This is a genomic window from Microcella sp. (assembly GCF_040286215.1).
GTDB lineage: Bacteria > Actinomycetota > Actinomycetes > Actinomycetales > Microbacteriaceae > Microcella.
In genome coordinates, this window is sequence record NZ_JAVKCK010000006.1 from 171,900 (window position 1) to 186,479 (window position 14,580).

14 protein-coding genes and 1 riboswitch are annotated in these 14,580 nt (G+C 71.2%); of the genes, 7 read left to right on the forward strand and 7 right to left on the reverse strand.

Annotated features, from left to right (window positions below; translation table 11 throughout):
• Positions 1-8: 8 nt before the first annotated feature.
• From RJQ01_RS03185 to RJQ01_RS03195, 3 genes are read right to left on the reverse strand one after another with little or no spacing between them, the layout of a single operon-like run.
• Entirely contained in the window at positions 9-512 is a 504-nt protein-coding gene (locus RJQ01_RS03185; RefSeq protein ID WP_350475261.1) for an AAA family ATPase, read from the reverse strand.
• Positions 499-2,748: an ATP-binding cassette domain-containing protein gene (locus RJQ01_RS03190; RefSeq protein WP_350475262.1), complete on the reverse strand. Its 2,250-nt coding sequence runs from the start codon at positions 2,746-2,748 to the stop codon at positions 499-501. Before RJQ01_RS03190 ends, RJQ01_RS03185 begins: the two co-directional genes overlap by 14 nt.
• Before the next feature lie 4 nt (positions 2,749-2,752).
• A complete protein-coding gene (locus RJQ01_RS03195; protein ID WP_350475263.1) occupies positions 2,753-3,391 on the reverse strand; it encodes an ECF transporter S component in 639 nt (212 codons plus the stop codon).
• Positions 3,392-3,455: 64 nt separating this feature from the next.
• A riboswitch (TPP riboswitch) is annotated at positions 3,456-3,568 on the reverse strand.
• Positions 3,569-3,599: 31 nt separating this feature from the next.
• On the opposite strand from RJQ01_RS03195, the gene RJQ01_RS03200 reads away from it, so the two are divergent.
• The 4 genes from RJQ01_RS03200 to RJQ01_RS03215 all read left to right on the forward strand — a co-directional run bounded on the left by RJQ01_RS03200 (position 3,600) and on the right by RJQ01_RS03215 (position 7,921).
• Positions 3,600-4,463: a TerC family protein gene (locus tag RJQ01_RS03200; RefSeq protein ID WP_350475264.1), complete on the forward strand. Its 864-nt coding sequence runs from the start codon at positions 3,600-3,602 to the stop codon at positions 4,461-4,463.
• Positions 4,460-6,052, forward strand: coding sequence for a GAF domain-containing sensor histidine kinase (locus RJQ01_RS03205; RefSeq protein ID WP_350475266.1), 1,593 nt, complete (start codon positions 4,460-4,462; stop codon positions 6,050-6,052). Before RJQ01_RS03200 ends, RJQ01_RS03205 begins: the two co-directional genes overlap by 4 nt.
• Positions 6,049-6,705 (forward strand): response regulator, encoded by a 657-nt coding sequence (locus RJQ01_RS03210; RefSeq protein ID WP_350475267.1) that lies wholly within the window; start codon positions 6,049-6,051, stop codon positions 6,703-6,705. The genes RJQ01_RS03205 and RJQ01_RS03210 overlap by 4 nt, the downstream gene beginning before the upstream one ends.
• 136 nt (positions 6,706-6,841) lie before the next feature.
• Positions 6,842-7,921, forward strand: coding sequence for a baeRF3 domain-containing protein (locus RJQ01_RS03215; protein WP_350475268.1), 1,080 nt, complete (start codon positions 6,842-6,844; stop codon positions 7,919-7,921).
• On the opposite strand, the gene RJQ01_RS03220 is transcribed toward RJQ01_RS03215, so the two are convergent.
• Both RJQ01_RS03220 and RJQ01_RS03225 read right to left on the reverse strand, forming a co-directional pair.
• The gene (locus RJQ01_RS03220) at positions 7,915-8,814 is read right to left on the reverse strand and encodes a glycosyltransferase family 2 protein (RefSeq protein ID WP_350475269.1); all 900 of its coding nucleotides are present in this window, start codon (positions 8,812-8,814) and stop codon (positions 7,915-7,917) included. The two genes, RJQ01_RS03215 and RJQ01_RS03220, sit on opposite strands and share 7 nt — an antisense overlap.
• Positions 8,811-9,335, reverse strand: coding sequence for a GNAT family N-acetyltransferase (locus RJQ01_RS03225; protein WP_350475271.1), 525 nt, complete (start codon positions 9,333-9,335; stop codon positions 8,811-8,813). Before RJQ01_RS03225 ends, RJQ01_RS03220 begins: the two co-directional genes overlap by 4 nt.
• A 90-nt stretch (positions 9,336-9,425) precedes the next feature.
• Here RJQ01_RS03225 and RJQ01_RS03230 point away from each other — a divergent pair, with 90 nt between their 5' ends.
• Positions 9,426-10,868 carry a dihydrolipoyl dehydrogenase family protein gene (locus RJQ01_RS03230; RefSeq protein WP_350475272.1) on the forward strand — a complete coding sequence of 481 codons (1,443 nt, stop codon included), beginning with the start codon at positions 9,426-9,428 and terminating at the stop codon, positions 10,866-10,868.
• 114 nt (positions 10,869-10,982) lie between these two features.
• Here the strand turns inward: RJQ01_RS03230 and RJQ01_RS03235 are convergent, their stop codons facing one another.
• Together RJQ01_RS03235 and RJQ01_RS03240 are read right to left on the reverse strand one after the other, a co-directional pair.
• On the reverse strand, positions 10,983-11,609 hold the full coding sequence (locus RJQ01_RS03235) for a CDP-alcohol phosphatidyltransferase family protein (RefSeq protein WP_350475273.1): 627 nt from the start codon (positions 11,607-11,609) through the stop codon (positions 10,983-10,985).
• Positions 11,609-12,298 (reverse strand): TVP38/TMEM64 family protein, encoded by a 690-nt coding sequence (locus tag RJQ01_RS03240; RefSeq protein WP_350475274.1) that lies wholly within the window; start codon positions 12,296-12,298, stop codon positions 11,609-11,611. The genes RJQ01_RS03235 and RJQ01_RS03240 overlap by 1 nt, the downstream gene beginning before the upstream one ends.
• A gap of 147 nt (positions 12,299-12,445) precedes the next feature.
• Between RJQ01_RS03240 and RJQ01_RS03245 the strand changes: the two genes are divergently transcribed.
• Together RJQ01_RS03245 and RJQ01_RS03250 are read left to right on the forward strand one after the other, a co-directional pair.
• On the forward strand, positions 12,446-13,690 hold the full coding sequence (locus RJQ01_RS03245; RefSeq protein WP_350475275.1) for an ABC transporter substrate-binding protein: 1,245 nt from the start codon (positions 12,446-12,448) through the stop codon (positions 13,688-13,690).
• Between the two features lie 113 nt (positions 13,691-13,803).
• Positions 13,804-14,580 carry an ABC transporter permease gene (locus RJQ01_RS03250; RefSeq protein WP_350475276.1) on the forward strand — a complete coding sequence of 259 codons (777 nt, stop codon included), beginning with the start codon at positions 13,804-13,806 and terminating at the stop codon, positions 14,578-14,580.

Genomic DNA, 14,580 nt, shown 5'->3' on the forward strand with positions numbered 1-14,580 from the left:
GCCAGCTCTCAGCCCGGCACGAGTTCGTCGGCGACCCCGCGCGGGTCGTGCAGGTGGGCGTGCCACTCCTCCTGCCGCGCCCACCGCTGCCAGTGGCGCGCGAACTCTTCCCCGTCCCGCGCAACCGCGCGGCGCTGCCGCTCGACCTCGTCGGGGAGCTCGATCCAGACGGCGTGGTCGGCGAGGGAGCGAGCCGCCGTACTGATCGCGCCGCAGCCCTCGATCACGAGCGGTCGCCGTGGGTCGAGCTCGTGCCACGGGCCGGGCCGGGCATCCGCCCAGTTCCATGCCCGCCACCGAGGCGTGCGCCCGTCAGCGATTGCCCGCAGCACATGGTGGAGCACGTGCGACTCCGCCGCCTCAAGGCCGTCCCACCCGGGGTAGACGTCGTCGAGGCTCAGCAGCTGCGCCCCGCTCGCCCCTGCGAGCGCGGTGGCCCAGGTGGTCTTGCCCGAGCCCGACCGCCCGTCGACGAGGGTGAGTCGCGGGCGGGCGCCGTCAGCGGAGGACACCCGTGAAGCTTCCCGTGAACACGGCCACGGCGAGCGCGACGCTCGAGACGAGCATCCCGAACACGACGACGACCGTGTCGAGCGCCGTCCACGTGGCGGGGCGCGTCCAGGTGCGGCGAACGGGCGCGCCGAACCCGCGGGCCTCCAGGCCGATGGCGAGAGCGGAGCCGCGCCGCAGCGACAGCACGAGCAGCCCGAGCAGGATGCCGGCGAACCGGCGGATGCGCCCGCGGTCGCCCAGGCCTCGGGCGCGGCGCGCCCGCTCGAGCGTCGCCGCGTCGCCGCGCAGCAGCGTCACGAGGCGCAGAGCAGCGACCGCACCGAGCACGAAACGGGCTGGCAGCCGCAGGGTCTGGCCGAGGGCATCACCCAGGCGGGTCGCGTCGGGTCGCGAGAAGAGCGCGATCGCGGGCAGACCGATGGCGAGCACCCTCAGCAGAGTCGCGAGGGCGAGCTCGATCGAGCCGTCGCTGATGCGCACGAGCAGGAACTCGACGTACACCTCGCCCGAGGGTCGCCCGTAGAGCACGATCGTGAGCGCCGTGAAAGGGGCCGCGATGAGGATGGGGAGGCTCCGGCGCGCGAGCGTGCGCACGGGCACCCCGAGCAGTGGAAGCAGCAGCAGCTGGAGTGCGAGCGCCGTCGCCGCGGAGACCGGGTCGATCGAGATGACCAGCAGCAGTGCGGGGATGAGCGAGGCCGCGAGCGCCGCCACGGGGTTGATGCGGTCGACGAGCGGCGGTCGAGCAGTCTGGCGCGGCGCAACGGGAGTGGACGCGTGGTCGACGGGCGGCAGGCGCACTTCGCGGGCGTGCAGTGCGTCGACGAGGGCGCGATCGTGCGTCGCCATGACGACCGCACCTCCGGCGTCGCGGTGCGCCGCGAGCAGTGCGGCGAGCTCGGCCCAGGTGCGAGAATCCTGCCCGAAACTGGGCTCGTCGAGCAGCAGGATCGGCGGCGCCGTCGCGAGGGCCGTCGCCACGGAGAGGCGACGTTGCTCGCCACCGCTCAGGGTGTACGGGCTCGCCCCGGCGCGGGGCGCGAGCCGCAGCTGGTCGAGCAGCGCAACCGCCCGCTGCTCGATGCGCGCGGGCTCCTCGCCGAGCGCCCGGGGCCCCACGGCGAGCTCGTCGCGCACGGTGGCGCTGACGAACTGATGCTCGGGGTTCTGGAACACGACGCCGAGCCGCGCGACCAGCTCGCGGGAGCTCCACCCGGCCGGTTCGCCGTGCTGCGCGACCTCCACGCGCCCGTCGGCGCTGGGCATGAGCCCAGCAAGGGCGAGCAGCAGTGTGCTCTTGCCCGACCCGTTGGGGCCGGTGAGCGCGACGACCTCACCTGCACGCACCTCGAGGTCGATCCCCCGCGCGAAGACCTCGCCGCCGGGCTGGCGCAGGGCGAGGTGGCGCGCCGCGAGGAGCGTCTGGCCGGGCGGCCGTGGAGCCGGAGCAGGATGCTCGGGCTCGTGCCCGGGAACCCACACGCCTCCGCGCGCGAGCGGCACGCCGCGATCCCGCAGCACGCGCGCGACCGGACCATCGGCGACGACCCGACCCTGCTCGAGCACGATGACGCGGTCGACGAGCGGCGCCCACACGTCGACGCGGTGCTCGACGACGACGAGCGTCATCTGCCGGTGCTCGAGGAGCCCTGCCACCGCCGCGGCCACCTCGTGCACCCCGGCCGGGTCGAGCTGCGCCGTCGGCTCATCGAGCAGGAGCGCGCCGGGGCGCATCGCCAGCACACCCGCCAGAGCGAGCCGCTGCTTCTGGCCGCCCGAGAGCCGGGTCGTGTCGTGGTCGGTACTCACTCCCTCGAGTCCCACCGCGCTGAGAGACTCCGGCACACGGTGCGCGATCGTCTCGAGCGGTACGCCGAGGTTCTCGGGCCCGAAGGCGACATCGTCACCGGTGCGCGCGAGCACGAGCTGTGCATCGGGATCCTGCAGCAGCAGGCCCGTGCGTCCCCGCACGGCGCCGACCGCGATGCCGTCGACGGTCAGTGCGCCACGCTGCAGACCTTCATCGTCGCCGCCGAGCACGCCCGCCCACGCCTGCAGCAGCGTCGACTTGCCGCTGCCGGAGGCTCCCAGCAGCAGCACCCGCTCGCCGGGCGAGATGCTCACGTCGAGGCCGTCGAGCACGGGCTGGCGCCGGCCGGCGGGGGTCCAGCTCCAGTCGTGCGCGGCGAGGGACGCGGCGTGCGGGGATTCCCCGTGCGCCGCGTCCCGCGTCATCGCGTCAGGATTCGGCACGCGAGCCGAGCTCGCGTCCGGCCGCGAAGCGGCTGAGCGCGCCCGTGCGGGCCAGCCCGCGCATGATCAGCCAGGAGCCGAGGCCGGCGAACACCGCTCCCGAGAGGATGCCGCTCACGGCATAGATCATGGCGAACTCGACAGCCGCGCCCGGGTACCAGACGATGAGGTCGAGGACGACCATGCCCACGCCGGCGCCCGCCCCGGCGACGATCGCCGGTACGAGGCCCCAAGCCTTGTAGAGAAGGATCGCGAGAACGAGCTCGGCACCGAGACCCTGCACGAGGCCGGAGAGCAGCGTGAGGGGGCCCCACTCGGTTCCGCTGATGAGCACCGAGGCGCTCGCCGCGACGATCTCGCCGTACAGCGCCGCGCCGGGCTTACGCACGATCAGGGCGACGAGCACGCCCGGAAAGAGCCAGACGCCGTGGAAGAGCGCCTGCAGGCCAGGCAGGAAGGCCTCCAGCGGCGCCGTGACGGGGTTGTAGGCGAGGTTCCACAGCACGAAGACGAGCCCGCCGGCGACGCCGAGGACGCTCGCGATCACGATGTCGACGACCCTCCAGCGCATCGAGGGGCGGGGGGAGCTGGTGGCGGTGGCGGTGGCGGGTTCTGGAGCAGCCATGAGGGTGTGCCTTTCGCTCTGCGCGGGCACGCTCGCACGGCCCGCGAATCGGTGCGGCACGGGTGATGTGAGATGGAGTCCTCCCTGCGCCGGCATGATCCGGATCAGGTTCGACGGTCGAAGCGTCTCTTACGCTTCCTCTCAGCCCGGTTCCACCGGACTCCCGTGTACGAACGCCAGTGTATCCGCACTCGCTAGGATCGCGGGCATGGAACTCGACTTCGTCTTCAGCCCCGAGCTGCTCATCGCGTTCGCGACGCTGCTCGTCCTGGAGATCCTCCTGGGCATCGACAACGTCATCTTCATCTCCATCCTGGCGAGCAAGCTTCCTCCGGAGCAGCAGAATCGCGCGCGCATCACCGGTCTCTCGCTCGCAATGCTCATGCGCATCGCCCTGCTCTTCGCGGCGAGCTGGATCATCGGTCTCACGGCCGATCTGTTCAGCGTGCTCGGTATGGGCATCTCGGGCCGAGACCTGATCCTGATCATCGGAGGACTGTTTCTCGTCTACAAGGCGGTCATCGAGATTCACGAGAAGCTGGAAGGCGAGAAGGAGCACGCGTCGGGCGCACCGAGCAAGGCGGTGACCTTCGGCGGGGTGATCGTGCAGATCCTCCTCATCGACATCGTCTTCTCACTCGACTCGGTCATCACGGCGGTCGGCATGGTGGACGAGTTGTGGGTGATGATCGCCGCCGTGGTCCTCGCGATCGTCCTCATGCTCTTCACCGCGAAGACGATCAGCGACTTCGTCAACAAGCACCCCACCGTGAAGATCCTGGCGCTCGCCTTCCTGGTGCTCATCGGCACCACCCTCATCGCCGAGGGCCTCGACGTCCACGTCGACAAGGCACTCATCTACGGCCCGATCGCCTTCGCGATCAGCGTCGAGGTGCTCAACCTCATCTACCGCGGCCGTCAGGCGAAGCGACGCGACGCAGAGATCGAGCCGGTGGAGCTGAGGCCGTTCCTCGTCAAGGACGCCCCCGAGGGGCGCCTCACGCCGATTCCGGTGGGGGCGGAGCGCCGTGCGGTCGACCGTTCGATGAACCATCCCGACGGAGCCCCGTGACGTCATCCTCGCGGCGCCCGCCGCTGACGAGCCCGACGACGAGCGTCGCGATCGAAGCACTCGTACGACGCGTGCTCGACCGTGCCTCGAGCCCCGAGGAGGGGCACCATCGGCTCGCCGTGCTGCTGAGCGCCGCGGGGTCGGTGACGCAGGAGCTCGACCTCACCGCTGCCCTGCAGAGGATCGTCGAGGTCGCCCGAGAGCTCGTCGGCGCGCGCTACGGCGCCCTCGGCGTCATCGCCCCGGACGGCGGGCTCGAGCGCTTCCTCCACGACGGCTTCACGCTTGAGCAGGTGGCGGCGCTCGGACCTCCCCCGAGCGGCAAGGGCATTCTCGGCGCCGTCATCAGCGAGCGGAAGAGCATCCGGCTCGATCGTCTGGCCGATGATGCGCGGTCGGTGGGGTTCCCCGCGCACCATCCACCCATGGGATCGTTTCTCGGTGTGCCGATTCCGGTCGGCGACGCCGTGTTCGGCAACCTGTACCTGACCGAGCGCGCCGACGGCCCGTTCGACGATGTGGACGAGGCGGTCATCGCCTCGCTCGCCGCGATGGCGGGCACCGCGATCGCGAATTCCCGCCAATACGAGCAATCGCGGGATGACCGGCGCTGGCTCGCCGCCTCGGAGCGCCTCAACCAGCGACTGCTGGCGGGCGAGCTCGGCCCCGACGATCTGACAGCCGTCACGGACGTGGTGTCGGAGCTCACCGGCACCGCGACGGTCGTCGCGATCGACTCGTCGGACGACGCTCACGAGCATGCGCGAACGGAACTGCTGCGGCGCGCCGCCGGATCCCCGGTCGGCCCCGTGCTCATCGTTCCTCTCGAGGGCGGTCCTGACGGGGAGCCCGGTGCCCTCGCCGTCGCGCGCGGCGAGCGCGGGCACCCCTTCACCGCCGCGGAGCGCGAGACGATCACGCGGTTCGCGCGCTCCGTCGCGATCGCGCGCGAGCTCGCCCGCATTCGCAGCGACGAGGAGCGCATCGCCCTCGCCGACGAGCGCGACCGCATCGCGCGCGACCTCCACGACCATGTCATCCAGAGCCTGTTCGCCGTGGGCCTCTCGCTCCAGAGCGTCGTCGGCGATCCACGCACCCCGGTGGGCGGCCGCCTCGCGGCCCAGGTCGAAGCGATCGATGCGACGATCCGTCAGATTCGCCACGCGATCTACCGGCTGGATTCGCCTGCGGGAGCGAGCGACTACAGCCTGCGCACCCGCATCACCACGCTCGTGCGCCAGACCCTCGAGGGCGAAGAGCTCGACTCGCGGCTCGAGTTCTCCGGCCCGGTCGACACCCTCGTCGACACCGAGCTCGGCGACGAGGTAGCGGCGGTCGTTCGGGAGAGCCTCTCGAACGCCGTCCGGCACGCACGCGCTTCCCGCGTGGCCGTCTCGATCGCCGTGCGCGGGGCTCAGGTGACCGTCACCGTGGCCGATGACGGCGTGGGCATCGCCGCGCACTCTCGGCGCAGCGGCCTCGACAATCTGGCCGCCCGAGCCCGGCAGCGCGCGGGAGAGTTCGCCGTGACGGGTGCGGATCCGCACGGCACCGTGGTCAGCTGGACGGTACCGTGGGAGGCACGATGAGTGTGCCCGTGAGCGTCTTCCTCCTCGACGACCACGAAATCGTCCGCCGTGGTCTCAGCGATCTCCTCGAGCACGAGGACGGCATCGTCGTCGTCGGCGAAGCGGGCCTCGCCCGAGGTGCTGCCGCGGCGATCCTCGCCTCGGGAGCCCGCGTCGCCGTGCTCGACGGCCGCCTCCCGGACGGCAGCGGCATCGACGTCTGTCGCGATGTGAAGTCCCTCGACCCCGATATCGGCTGCCTGATCCTCACGTCGTACGACGACGACGAGGCCGTGCTCGCTGCCGTGCTGGCCGGCGCCAACGGCTATCTGCTCAAAGAGCTGAGGGCGTCTGCACTCGTGGATGCGATCCGGCGCGTCGCGACCGGGGAGTCGCTGCTCGAGCCGGGCGTGACCGAGCGCGTCACCGCGCGGTTGACCCAGACCGTCGACGGTCCCTCCCCTTTGGACGCGCTCACACCGCGCGAGAAGGACGTCTTGGCGCTCATCGCCGAAGGGCTCTCGAACCGGGAGATCGGTGCCAGGCTCTTCCTCGCCGAGAAGACGGTCAAGAACAACGTGAGCGCGATCTTCGCGAAGCTCGGCATGCAGCGACGCACGCAGGCGGCCGTGCTCGCCGCGGAGTGGCTGCCGCGCGAGCGTCCCAGCGACTGAGGCCGTCACCGCCGCGGGCGACGGCTCGCCGACCCGCCGAGAGCTGGGCGAAACCTGAGAGCCGCCCAGACGACCTCGCTATCGTGGGCCGCCCCGCGCCGAGGCCAGCGCGCGGCGCCGACGAGAGGAGCGCAGCATGATCAGTCGAGCCGACGTGACCGAGCTCATCATCGCGACGCCCGATCCGGGTGTCTCCATTCTTCTGCCCATGCACATCACGGGCACGGAAACGACGCAGAACCCCATCCGCTTCGGCAATGCCCTTCGTGAGGCCGAGCGAGGGCTCTCGCACTCCGGGATCGACGACGACGGCATCGACGCGATGCTCGCGCCCGCGCGCGACCTGCTCGACGATCACGACTTCTGGCAGCACCAGAGCGCGGGTCTGGCCGTGTTCGCGAGCGGTGAGGGCGTGCACGTGCACAGGGTCCCCTTCGCCCTGGATGAGCGCGTCGTCGTGGGGGGACGATTCCACTCCGCGCCGCTCCTTCGCCTCGTCGTCGAGAACGACAGCGCTCTCGTGCTCACCGCGACAGCCTCGGGCGCGCACCTCTACCGCGCGACGCGCGACAGCCTCACCGAGCTCGAGGTCGACCTTCCCGCAGGTGTCGACGACGACGCCGCCGAGAACGACTACGAGGCGCCCGCGCAGGCGAGTCCTCCCGCACGCCCCAACACCGGCTCGGCCAATATCAGCCGCGCGCAGGTCTACGGAGACGGCCCACCCGAGTGGCGGGAGACCCGTGTCGACGACTTCGTGCAGAGGATTGCGAGCGAGCTCGAGCGGGTCACGGCCGCGGAGAAGCCCCCCGTCGTGCTTCTCGCGGGCGCCGACATCATCGGTCGGCTGCGGCCGACCGGACTGCTGACGGCAGACGTGGAGGTGAATCCCGACGGTCTCGACGAGACGGAGCTGCACGAGCGCGCGTGGGAGGCGCTGCGGCCCGCGGCGGAAGAGAGCCTTCGCGAGCTGCTCGACCGCTATCGCTCCCTCGTCGGCTCGGGCGACGGCCGCGGTGCGAGCCGGCCGGGTGCGGTGCGCTCGGCGGCGAGAGACGGCCGCGTGGAGTCGCTCTTCGTGCCTCGGTCGAGCCTTGATGAGCCGGACGAGAGCCTCGCCGAGCTCGTGGCCGACACGGTCAGCGCGAGCGGCAGCATCCACCTCGTCGACGAGGAGGATGAGATCGAGCATCCCGTCGCGATCCTGCGCTACTGAGCGGGGGCGAGCTCAGGCCCCGTCGGCGGCACGCCGGGCCGGCGCCGCGCCGCGATCTCGCTCTGCCCCCAGCGGATGCCCTTGAGCGCCGGGTAGACGGCGAGGAACACCCAGGCGGGCACCCGCAGGGCGCGGTTGCGCACACGATGGTGCGTGTAGGTGCGATCGAACCGACCCACGTACGAGTAGTAGTCGCGGGGGCTGTCGTCGATGCGCCGGGCCGACATCCCGGTCACCATCGTCGGCACGTAGACGGCCTTGAGCCCGCAGTCGTGCAGGTGCACGGAAATGTCGATGTCCTCGTGGAAGAGGTCCTCCTCGTCCCGACACACCTCCCCGCGGATGCGCTGCCAGGCCGAATCGCGCAGCGCCATGTTGCTGCCGAAGACGAAGTGATACTCGCGAGCGAGCAGAAGCATGGCCCGCCGGAGGGTGTCGTCGGCCTTCAGACCGAATCGCCGCAACGGCATGTCGTAGTAGATCACCGGCCCGGTGGCCGCCGCCACCGACTCGTCGGCGAACGCCCGCTGCACCTCCGCCACCCAGGTCGGCTCGAGCACGGAGTCGGCATCGATGCGCCCGATCACCTGCCCGGTCGCGGCGTCGAGACCGAGATTGCGCGTGGGCACGAGGCCCTGCTCGTCGAACTGCCGGAGGTACCGCAGAGGAGCATCCGGATGCTCGACCTGCAGCTCCGCGACGATCTCCGCCGTGCGATCCGACGACCGGTTGTCGACCACGATGATCTCGTGCGCTGGCACGGTCTGCGCGAGAGCGGCCAGCACGCACGGCCCGATCGTGAGCTCCTCGTTGAACGCGGGGATGACGATCGAGACGGTGAGGGGCGCCGCCGCCGACTCGTCGGAGGCAGGCCCCCGTGCCGACGGCGTCACAGCGGCGCGCTCAGGAGAGCCACGGTCACGGTGCCGCCCTTCGTGGGCTGGCTGCCGAGCTCGCGGAAGCCTCGCCGACGGTGGAAGGCCATGCTGCCGGGATTCGGCGGGTCAAGGTTGACCTCGCAGGTCACCTCGGCGCGGCCCTGCTCGCGCGCCGCGTCGAAGACGGCATCGTAGAGAAGCGCCCCCAGCCCGTGGCCGCGCTCCTCATCGGCGATGACAATGCGGTCGACGTAGAGGTGGTCGACGTCGCGCGACTCGAAGAAGCGGTAGTTCTCGCTCGCGTAGTCCGCACCGGGCGCGAGTGCGAGCACGAAGCCCACGAGGGAGCCGTCGCCCCTCTCGACGCCGAGGGCGAGCGACGACAGAGCGATGAGGGCGGCGAGCTGCGGCACCGGAGTGAGGGGAACAGCAGGAGCGGCGGCATCGTTGAGCGGCTGGAGGAAGGCTGCGTCCGCCGCGGAGAGCGGCCGAACCCGGTACTCCGGGGATGCGTCGCTGTCGCGAAGAGTGGTCACGACTGGTCAGCGTAGCAACGGCGGCACCCGACGAGGGCGGTGGGCACTGCCGTTCACGCGCACGCCAGAGCAGAGCGATACTCTCGGCGCATGACTCAGACTCGCTCCGAACGCGCCGTCGACCTGCTCGTGATCGGCGGCGGCACCGCCGGCATCGTCGCGGCGAAGACAGCGGCGCGCTTCGGCGCCGACGTTCTGCTCGTCGAGCGTGACCGCATGGGCGGAGACTGCCTGTGGACCGGATGCGTGCCCTCCAAGTCGTTGATCGCCGCCGCCGACGCCGCCACGCGCGCACGCACCAGCGCCGAGCTCGGCGTGAGCGCGAGCGTCGTGGCGGTCGACTTCGCCGCCGTCATGCGGCACGTGCGGGATGCGATCAGCGCGATCGAGCCGGACGACTCCCCTGAGGCGCTCGAGTCCGTCGGCGCTCGGGTCGAGCGCGGCTCGGTGCGCTTCGTGGGCCGCCGCGAAGCGGAGGTCGACGGTCAGCGCATCCGCTTCGGGCAGGCGATCATCGCCACGGGCTCGGCGCCCGTCATGCCCGGCATCGACGGGCTCGAGCGCGTCGAGGCGCTCACGAGCGAGACGGTGTGGGATATCGACGAGCTCCCCGACCGGCTGCTCGTGCTCGGCGGTGGTGCCATCGGTTGCGAGCTGGCGCAGGCGTTTGCCCGGTTGGGATCGCGCGTGACCCTGGTGCAGCGCAACGCGCGCCTCCTGCCGAAGGAGGATGAGGCCGCGTCGGCGGTCGTCGAGGCTGCCTTGACGGCCGACGGCGTCGACGTGCGCACGCGCACGGAGCTCGAGTCGGTCGAGCCCGCCCCGGGCGGCGGCGGCACCGCGGCACTCTCGGTCGGCGGCGAGGTGGCCTTCGACCGCATCCTCGTCGCCCTCGGGCGCACCCCCCGAGTGGACGACCTCGACGTCGCGGCCGCGCACGTGCGACTCGACGATCGGGGCTACGTCGACGTCGACGATGCGCTGCGCTCGAGCAATCGACGCATCTGGGCCGCTGGTGATGTGACCGGGCTCCCGGCCTTCACCCACCTTGCCGGCGTCGGCGGCAGCACGGCGGCGACCAACGCGGTGCTCGGCCTGCGTCGGCGCATCGACCGTGATGCTGTGCCGCGAGTGACCTTCACCCACCCCGAGGTCGGCGCGGTCGGCGTGCTGCCCGACGATGCCGCCTCCCACGGGTGCACCGTGAGCGAGATTCGGCACGAGCACACCGACCGCGCGATCGCGGAGAGCGAGACGAGCGGCTTCACCCGACTCGTGATCGACCGTCGCGGCCGCGTGCGCGGGGCCACCATCGTCGGGCCCCGAGCGGGCGAGTCCCTCGGGGAGGCCTGCCTGGCCGTGAGCGCGGGCCTCACCACGAGCGCGATCTCCAGCGCCACCCACCCCTACCCGACCTACAGCGACGCACTGTGGAACGCGGCGATCGCCGACGTGCGCTCGCGCCTGGAGCGGGGCGCCCTCGCCACCGTGATCGGGCTGCTCGCCCGGCTTCGCCGACTCGCCACCCGCTGACCGCGGCGTTTGTGACACATCACGTCGAACGTACGGCGTGATGTGTCACGAACGGAGTGACGAGGTGGCCGGCGGGTGACGAGGGGCCACGCGACCGGCGCCGAGCATCCTGCCTCAGCGCAGAGCGCGGAAGCCCGCGATCATGCGCTGCACCGCACTCACGGCCACGAGCGCCGCCCAGCCGACGGCGATCGGAGCGGCCCAGAAGGGAAGGATGAACCAGAGGCTGTGCACGACGATCGTCTCGGTGCCCTCCGCGATGCGACCGAGGAACGACAGCGAGCGGCCGTCGTCGATCGTTCGGCCCGTGCGCTCGGCGATCGACGAGAACGCGAGGAATGCCGTGCCGTTGATGTAGTACGCGAACAGGACCAGTAGGAACGGCCACCACGGCGCCGCGAAGGCCGCCGTAGCGCCCACGGCGACTCCGACGACCGTCGCTCCGTAGGCGACGAAATCGGCGGTGATGTCGAGGAAGCCGCCCGCTTCGCTCTCGCCAGCACGCCCGTCTGATCTGCGCAGGCGCGCAAGAGCGCCGTCGAGCCCGTCGACCACGCGCGACACGAGCCACAGGACGAGAGCCGCACCCCACCATTGCAGTGCGGCGGCGGCGGCGGCGGCGAGTCCGAGCGCAAGACCCGTCATCGTGAGTCCGTTCGGCGACACCCAGGGGCGGTCGAGAGCTCGAGCCAGCACGTCGACCGGTCGGGCGAGCACGGAGCGCAGGGGTCGGTCGAGCATCAGGCGCGCTCCCCCTGGTCGGCGGAGGCCGGCCGGGTGATGTCCGCCGGAGCGGCTGGCTGCTGGACCGCGCGACGGCGACGGAGGCCAGCGAACACCGCCCCGGCCACGGTCAGCGCGCCCAGCAGTCCGACAGCCGTCCACGCGGGCCAGCCGAACTCGAGCCCGTAGGCGCCGAGCGCCACGTAGGCGACGGTGCCGGGAAGGATGCCCAGGGCGGTGCCGAGCGCGTAATCGCGACGCCGCACCGCCGTGAGGCCTGCTCCGTAGTTGATCGCGGTGAAGGGCAGCACGGGGATCAGCCGCACACCGATCACGGCGAGAAGCCCTCGGCGGCGCAGGATGTCGTCGAGACGCGCGACGCGGGCGCCCGTGAAGTGCTCCACCGCGTCGCGGCCGAGCGTTCTGCCGAGCGCGAAGGCCACCGCAGCACCCGCGAGCGCCCCCGCGTAGACCGCGGCGAGCGCCGCGCCGAAACCGAAGAGCAGGCCGGCGGCCACGGAGAGCACGTTCTTGGGTGCGGGAGTGAGCGTGATCGCCGCGTACAGCAGGGCGAAGCCGACGCCTCCCGCAGGCCCCAGCTCGGCCGTCCAGCCACGAACGTCCTCCAACTGGGGAAGGGGAAGGAGAACCCCAACCGCGATGGCGAGGGCGACGAATACTGTCAGAGTGACGGCACGCAGAATCACGCCGCGACGACGAGCGCCACTGTCGCCTCGGGCGGGAGATACTGGGACACCGCTCATCATCAGTCAGTGTAGGAGCATGAAGATGGACGCGATCGCTCACGACCGCGCGCAGCTCGCCAGCCCTTCCACCCACCGCCAAGGAGAATCGTGAACAGTCACCACCGCGCTCGCGCCGGCCTCGCTGCGAGCCTGACGCTCGGCCTCGTCGCCGCGCTCGCCGCCTGCTCGGCAGATGCCCGTCCAGTGGACGACCAAGACTACGCATCGTGGGAGGAGGTCGTCGAGGCGGCCCAGGGTCAGACGGTGAAGCTGTGGATGTACGGCGGTGATGAGCAGGGCAACGCCTACGTCAACGACGTGCTCGTTCCCGCTGCCGCCGAGCAGGGCGTCACGCTCGAGCAGGTTCCGATCGCCGACACCCCCGATGCTCTCAACCGCATCCTCAGCGAGGTGCAGGCGGGCGAGACCGACGGCGAGGTGGACCTCGTCTGGGTGAACGGCAACAACTTCGGAACGGGCAAGGAGGCGGGCGCCTGGGAGTGCGGCTGGACCGATCTGCTGCCGAACATGGCGCTCACCGACCCCGCTGACCCGCTGCTGCTCGACGACTTCGGCACCCCGGTCGACGGCTGCGAGGCTCCGTGGCACAAGGCGCAGTTCACCTTCGTGTACAACAGCGACACCGTCACGAACGTGCCGAGCACGCTCGACGAGCTGCTCGACTGGGCTCGCGCCAACCCGGGGCGCTTCACCTACCCTGCGCCACCGGACTTCACGGGCTCGGTGTTCGTGCGCGAGGTGCTCTACAGCGTCAACGGCGGCTACGAGAACGTGCCGCTCGCCTACAGCGAGGAAGCGTTCGAGCAGCTCACCCCGGCGCTCTTCGAGGAGCTCAATAACCTGGCCCCCTCGCTGTGGCGCGGCGGCGAGACCTATCCGCAGAACTCGAACGAGCTCAACGAGCTGTACGCCAACGGTGAGGTTGACTTCACGATGACCTACGGGCCGGCGACGCTCACCGATCTCGTCGCGGACGGCACCTACCCCGCCGGTACGAGGGTGCTGACGCTCGAGGAGGGCACCGTCGGCAACGCGAGCTTCCTCGGCCTCGCCTCGACCTCGGGCAGCAAGGCTGGCGCGATGGTCGTCGCCAACCTGGCACTGTCGGTCGAGCAGCAGGTCGCCAAGGCCGAGCCCGACGTCTGGGGCCAGTTCACGGTGCTCGACCTCGATCGGTTGAGTGACGAGGACCGCGCGCTCTTCGAGGCCCTGCCCGACTCGCCCGTCGTGCCGAGCTACGACGTGTTGAGCGAGAACGCCAACCCCGAGCTCGCCGCCGCCTGGGTCACGCCCATCGACGAGGCCTGGCGCGCGCAGGTGCTCGCGCGGTAGGGCCGACCATCACCGCGCTCGACCGCCCGGCGGCGGGAGCCCCCCCGAGGGGTTCCCGCCGCTGGTCGTCGATCGCGCTCGTCGCCCCTGCAGTTCTCATTGCGCTCTTCGTCGTGGGCGGAGGCATCGGTGTCTCCCTCGTGCAGAGCCTCGGCCTGCTGCCCCTCGTGGGCGACGCGTCGCTGAGCCTCGACGCCTATGTCGCGAACGGCGACGATCTCGTGCGCGGCATCGGCCTCTCGCTCGCCATCGCAACCGCCTCGACAGTGCTCTCGTGCATCATCGGCCTCACCGCCGCACTCGTCATCACGCAGGGTCGCACGACGGGTCGGCTCGTCGCGGGCCTCAGCGCCCTCACGATCCCCATCCCGCACCTCGTGGGCGCGGCGTCCGTCGGCCTTCTGCTGAGCGATGCGGGCATCATCCCGCGCCTGTTCGGCATCCCGGGAACCGAGTGGCCCGACATCGTCGGCGGCACGTGGTGGATCGCCGTCGTGCTCGAGTACACGTGGAAGGAGTCAGCGTTCGTCGCTCTCGTCGTCGCCGGGGTGCTCGCGAGTCGTGTCGCCCGCTACGACGAGACTGCAGCGCTGCTCGGCGCATCCCGCGCCCGCCGCCTGCGGCACGTCGTCATCCCGCTCGCCCGCCCCGCCGTCATCGTGAGCGCGATCATCATCTTCGTCTACACGCTGGGCTCCTACGAGGTGGCCTGGCTATTGGGCAGGCCCTACCCCGAGCCGTTGCCCGTGCTCGCCTTCCGCCTGTTCACCTCGATCAGCCTCACCGCACGGCCCGAGGCGGCTGCTGTCGCGGTGGTCACGACCGTCATCGCGCTCGCCGTCGTCGCGCTCGGCATGGCGGCGCTGCGGCGCACGCCGCTGTGGAAGTAG

Coding starts and splice junctions, on each gene's coding strand:
- RJQ01_RS03190 (WP_350475262.1), bottom strand. CDS start 2,748: ATGACGCGGGACGCGGCGCACGGGGAATCCCCGCACGCCGCGTCCCTC.
- RJQ01_RS03195 (WP_350475263.1), bottom strand. CDS start 3,391: ATGGCTGCTCCAGAACCCGCCACCGCCACCGCCACCAGCTCCCCCCGC.
- RJQ01_RS03200 (WP_350475264.1), top strand. CDS start 3,600: ATGGAACTCGACTTCGTCTTCAGCCCCGAGCTGCTCATCGCGTTCGCG.
- RJQ01_RS03210 (WP_350475267.1), top strand. CDS start 6,049: ATGAGTGTGCCCGTGAGCGTCTTCCTCCTCGACGACCACGAAATCGTC.
- RJQ01_RS03215 (WP_350475268.1), top strand. CDS start 6,842: ATGATCAGTCGAGCCGACGTGACCGAGCTCATCATCGCGACGCCCGAT.
- RJQ01_RS03230 (WP_350475272.1), top strand. CDS start 9,426: ATGACTCAGACTCGCTCCGAACGCGCCGTCGACCTGCTCGTGATCGGC.
- RJQ01_RS03235 (WP_350475273.1), bottom strand. CDS start 11,609: ATGCTCGACCGACCCCTGCGCTCCGTGCTCGCCCGACCGGTCGACGTG.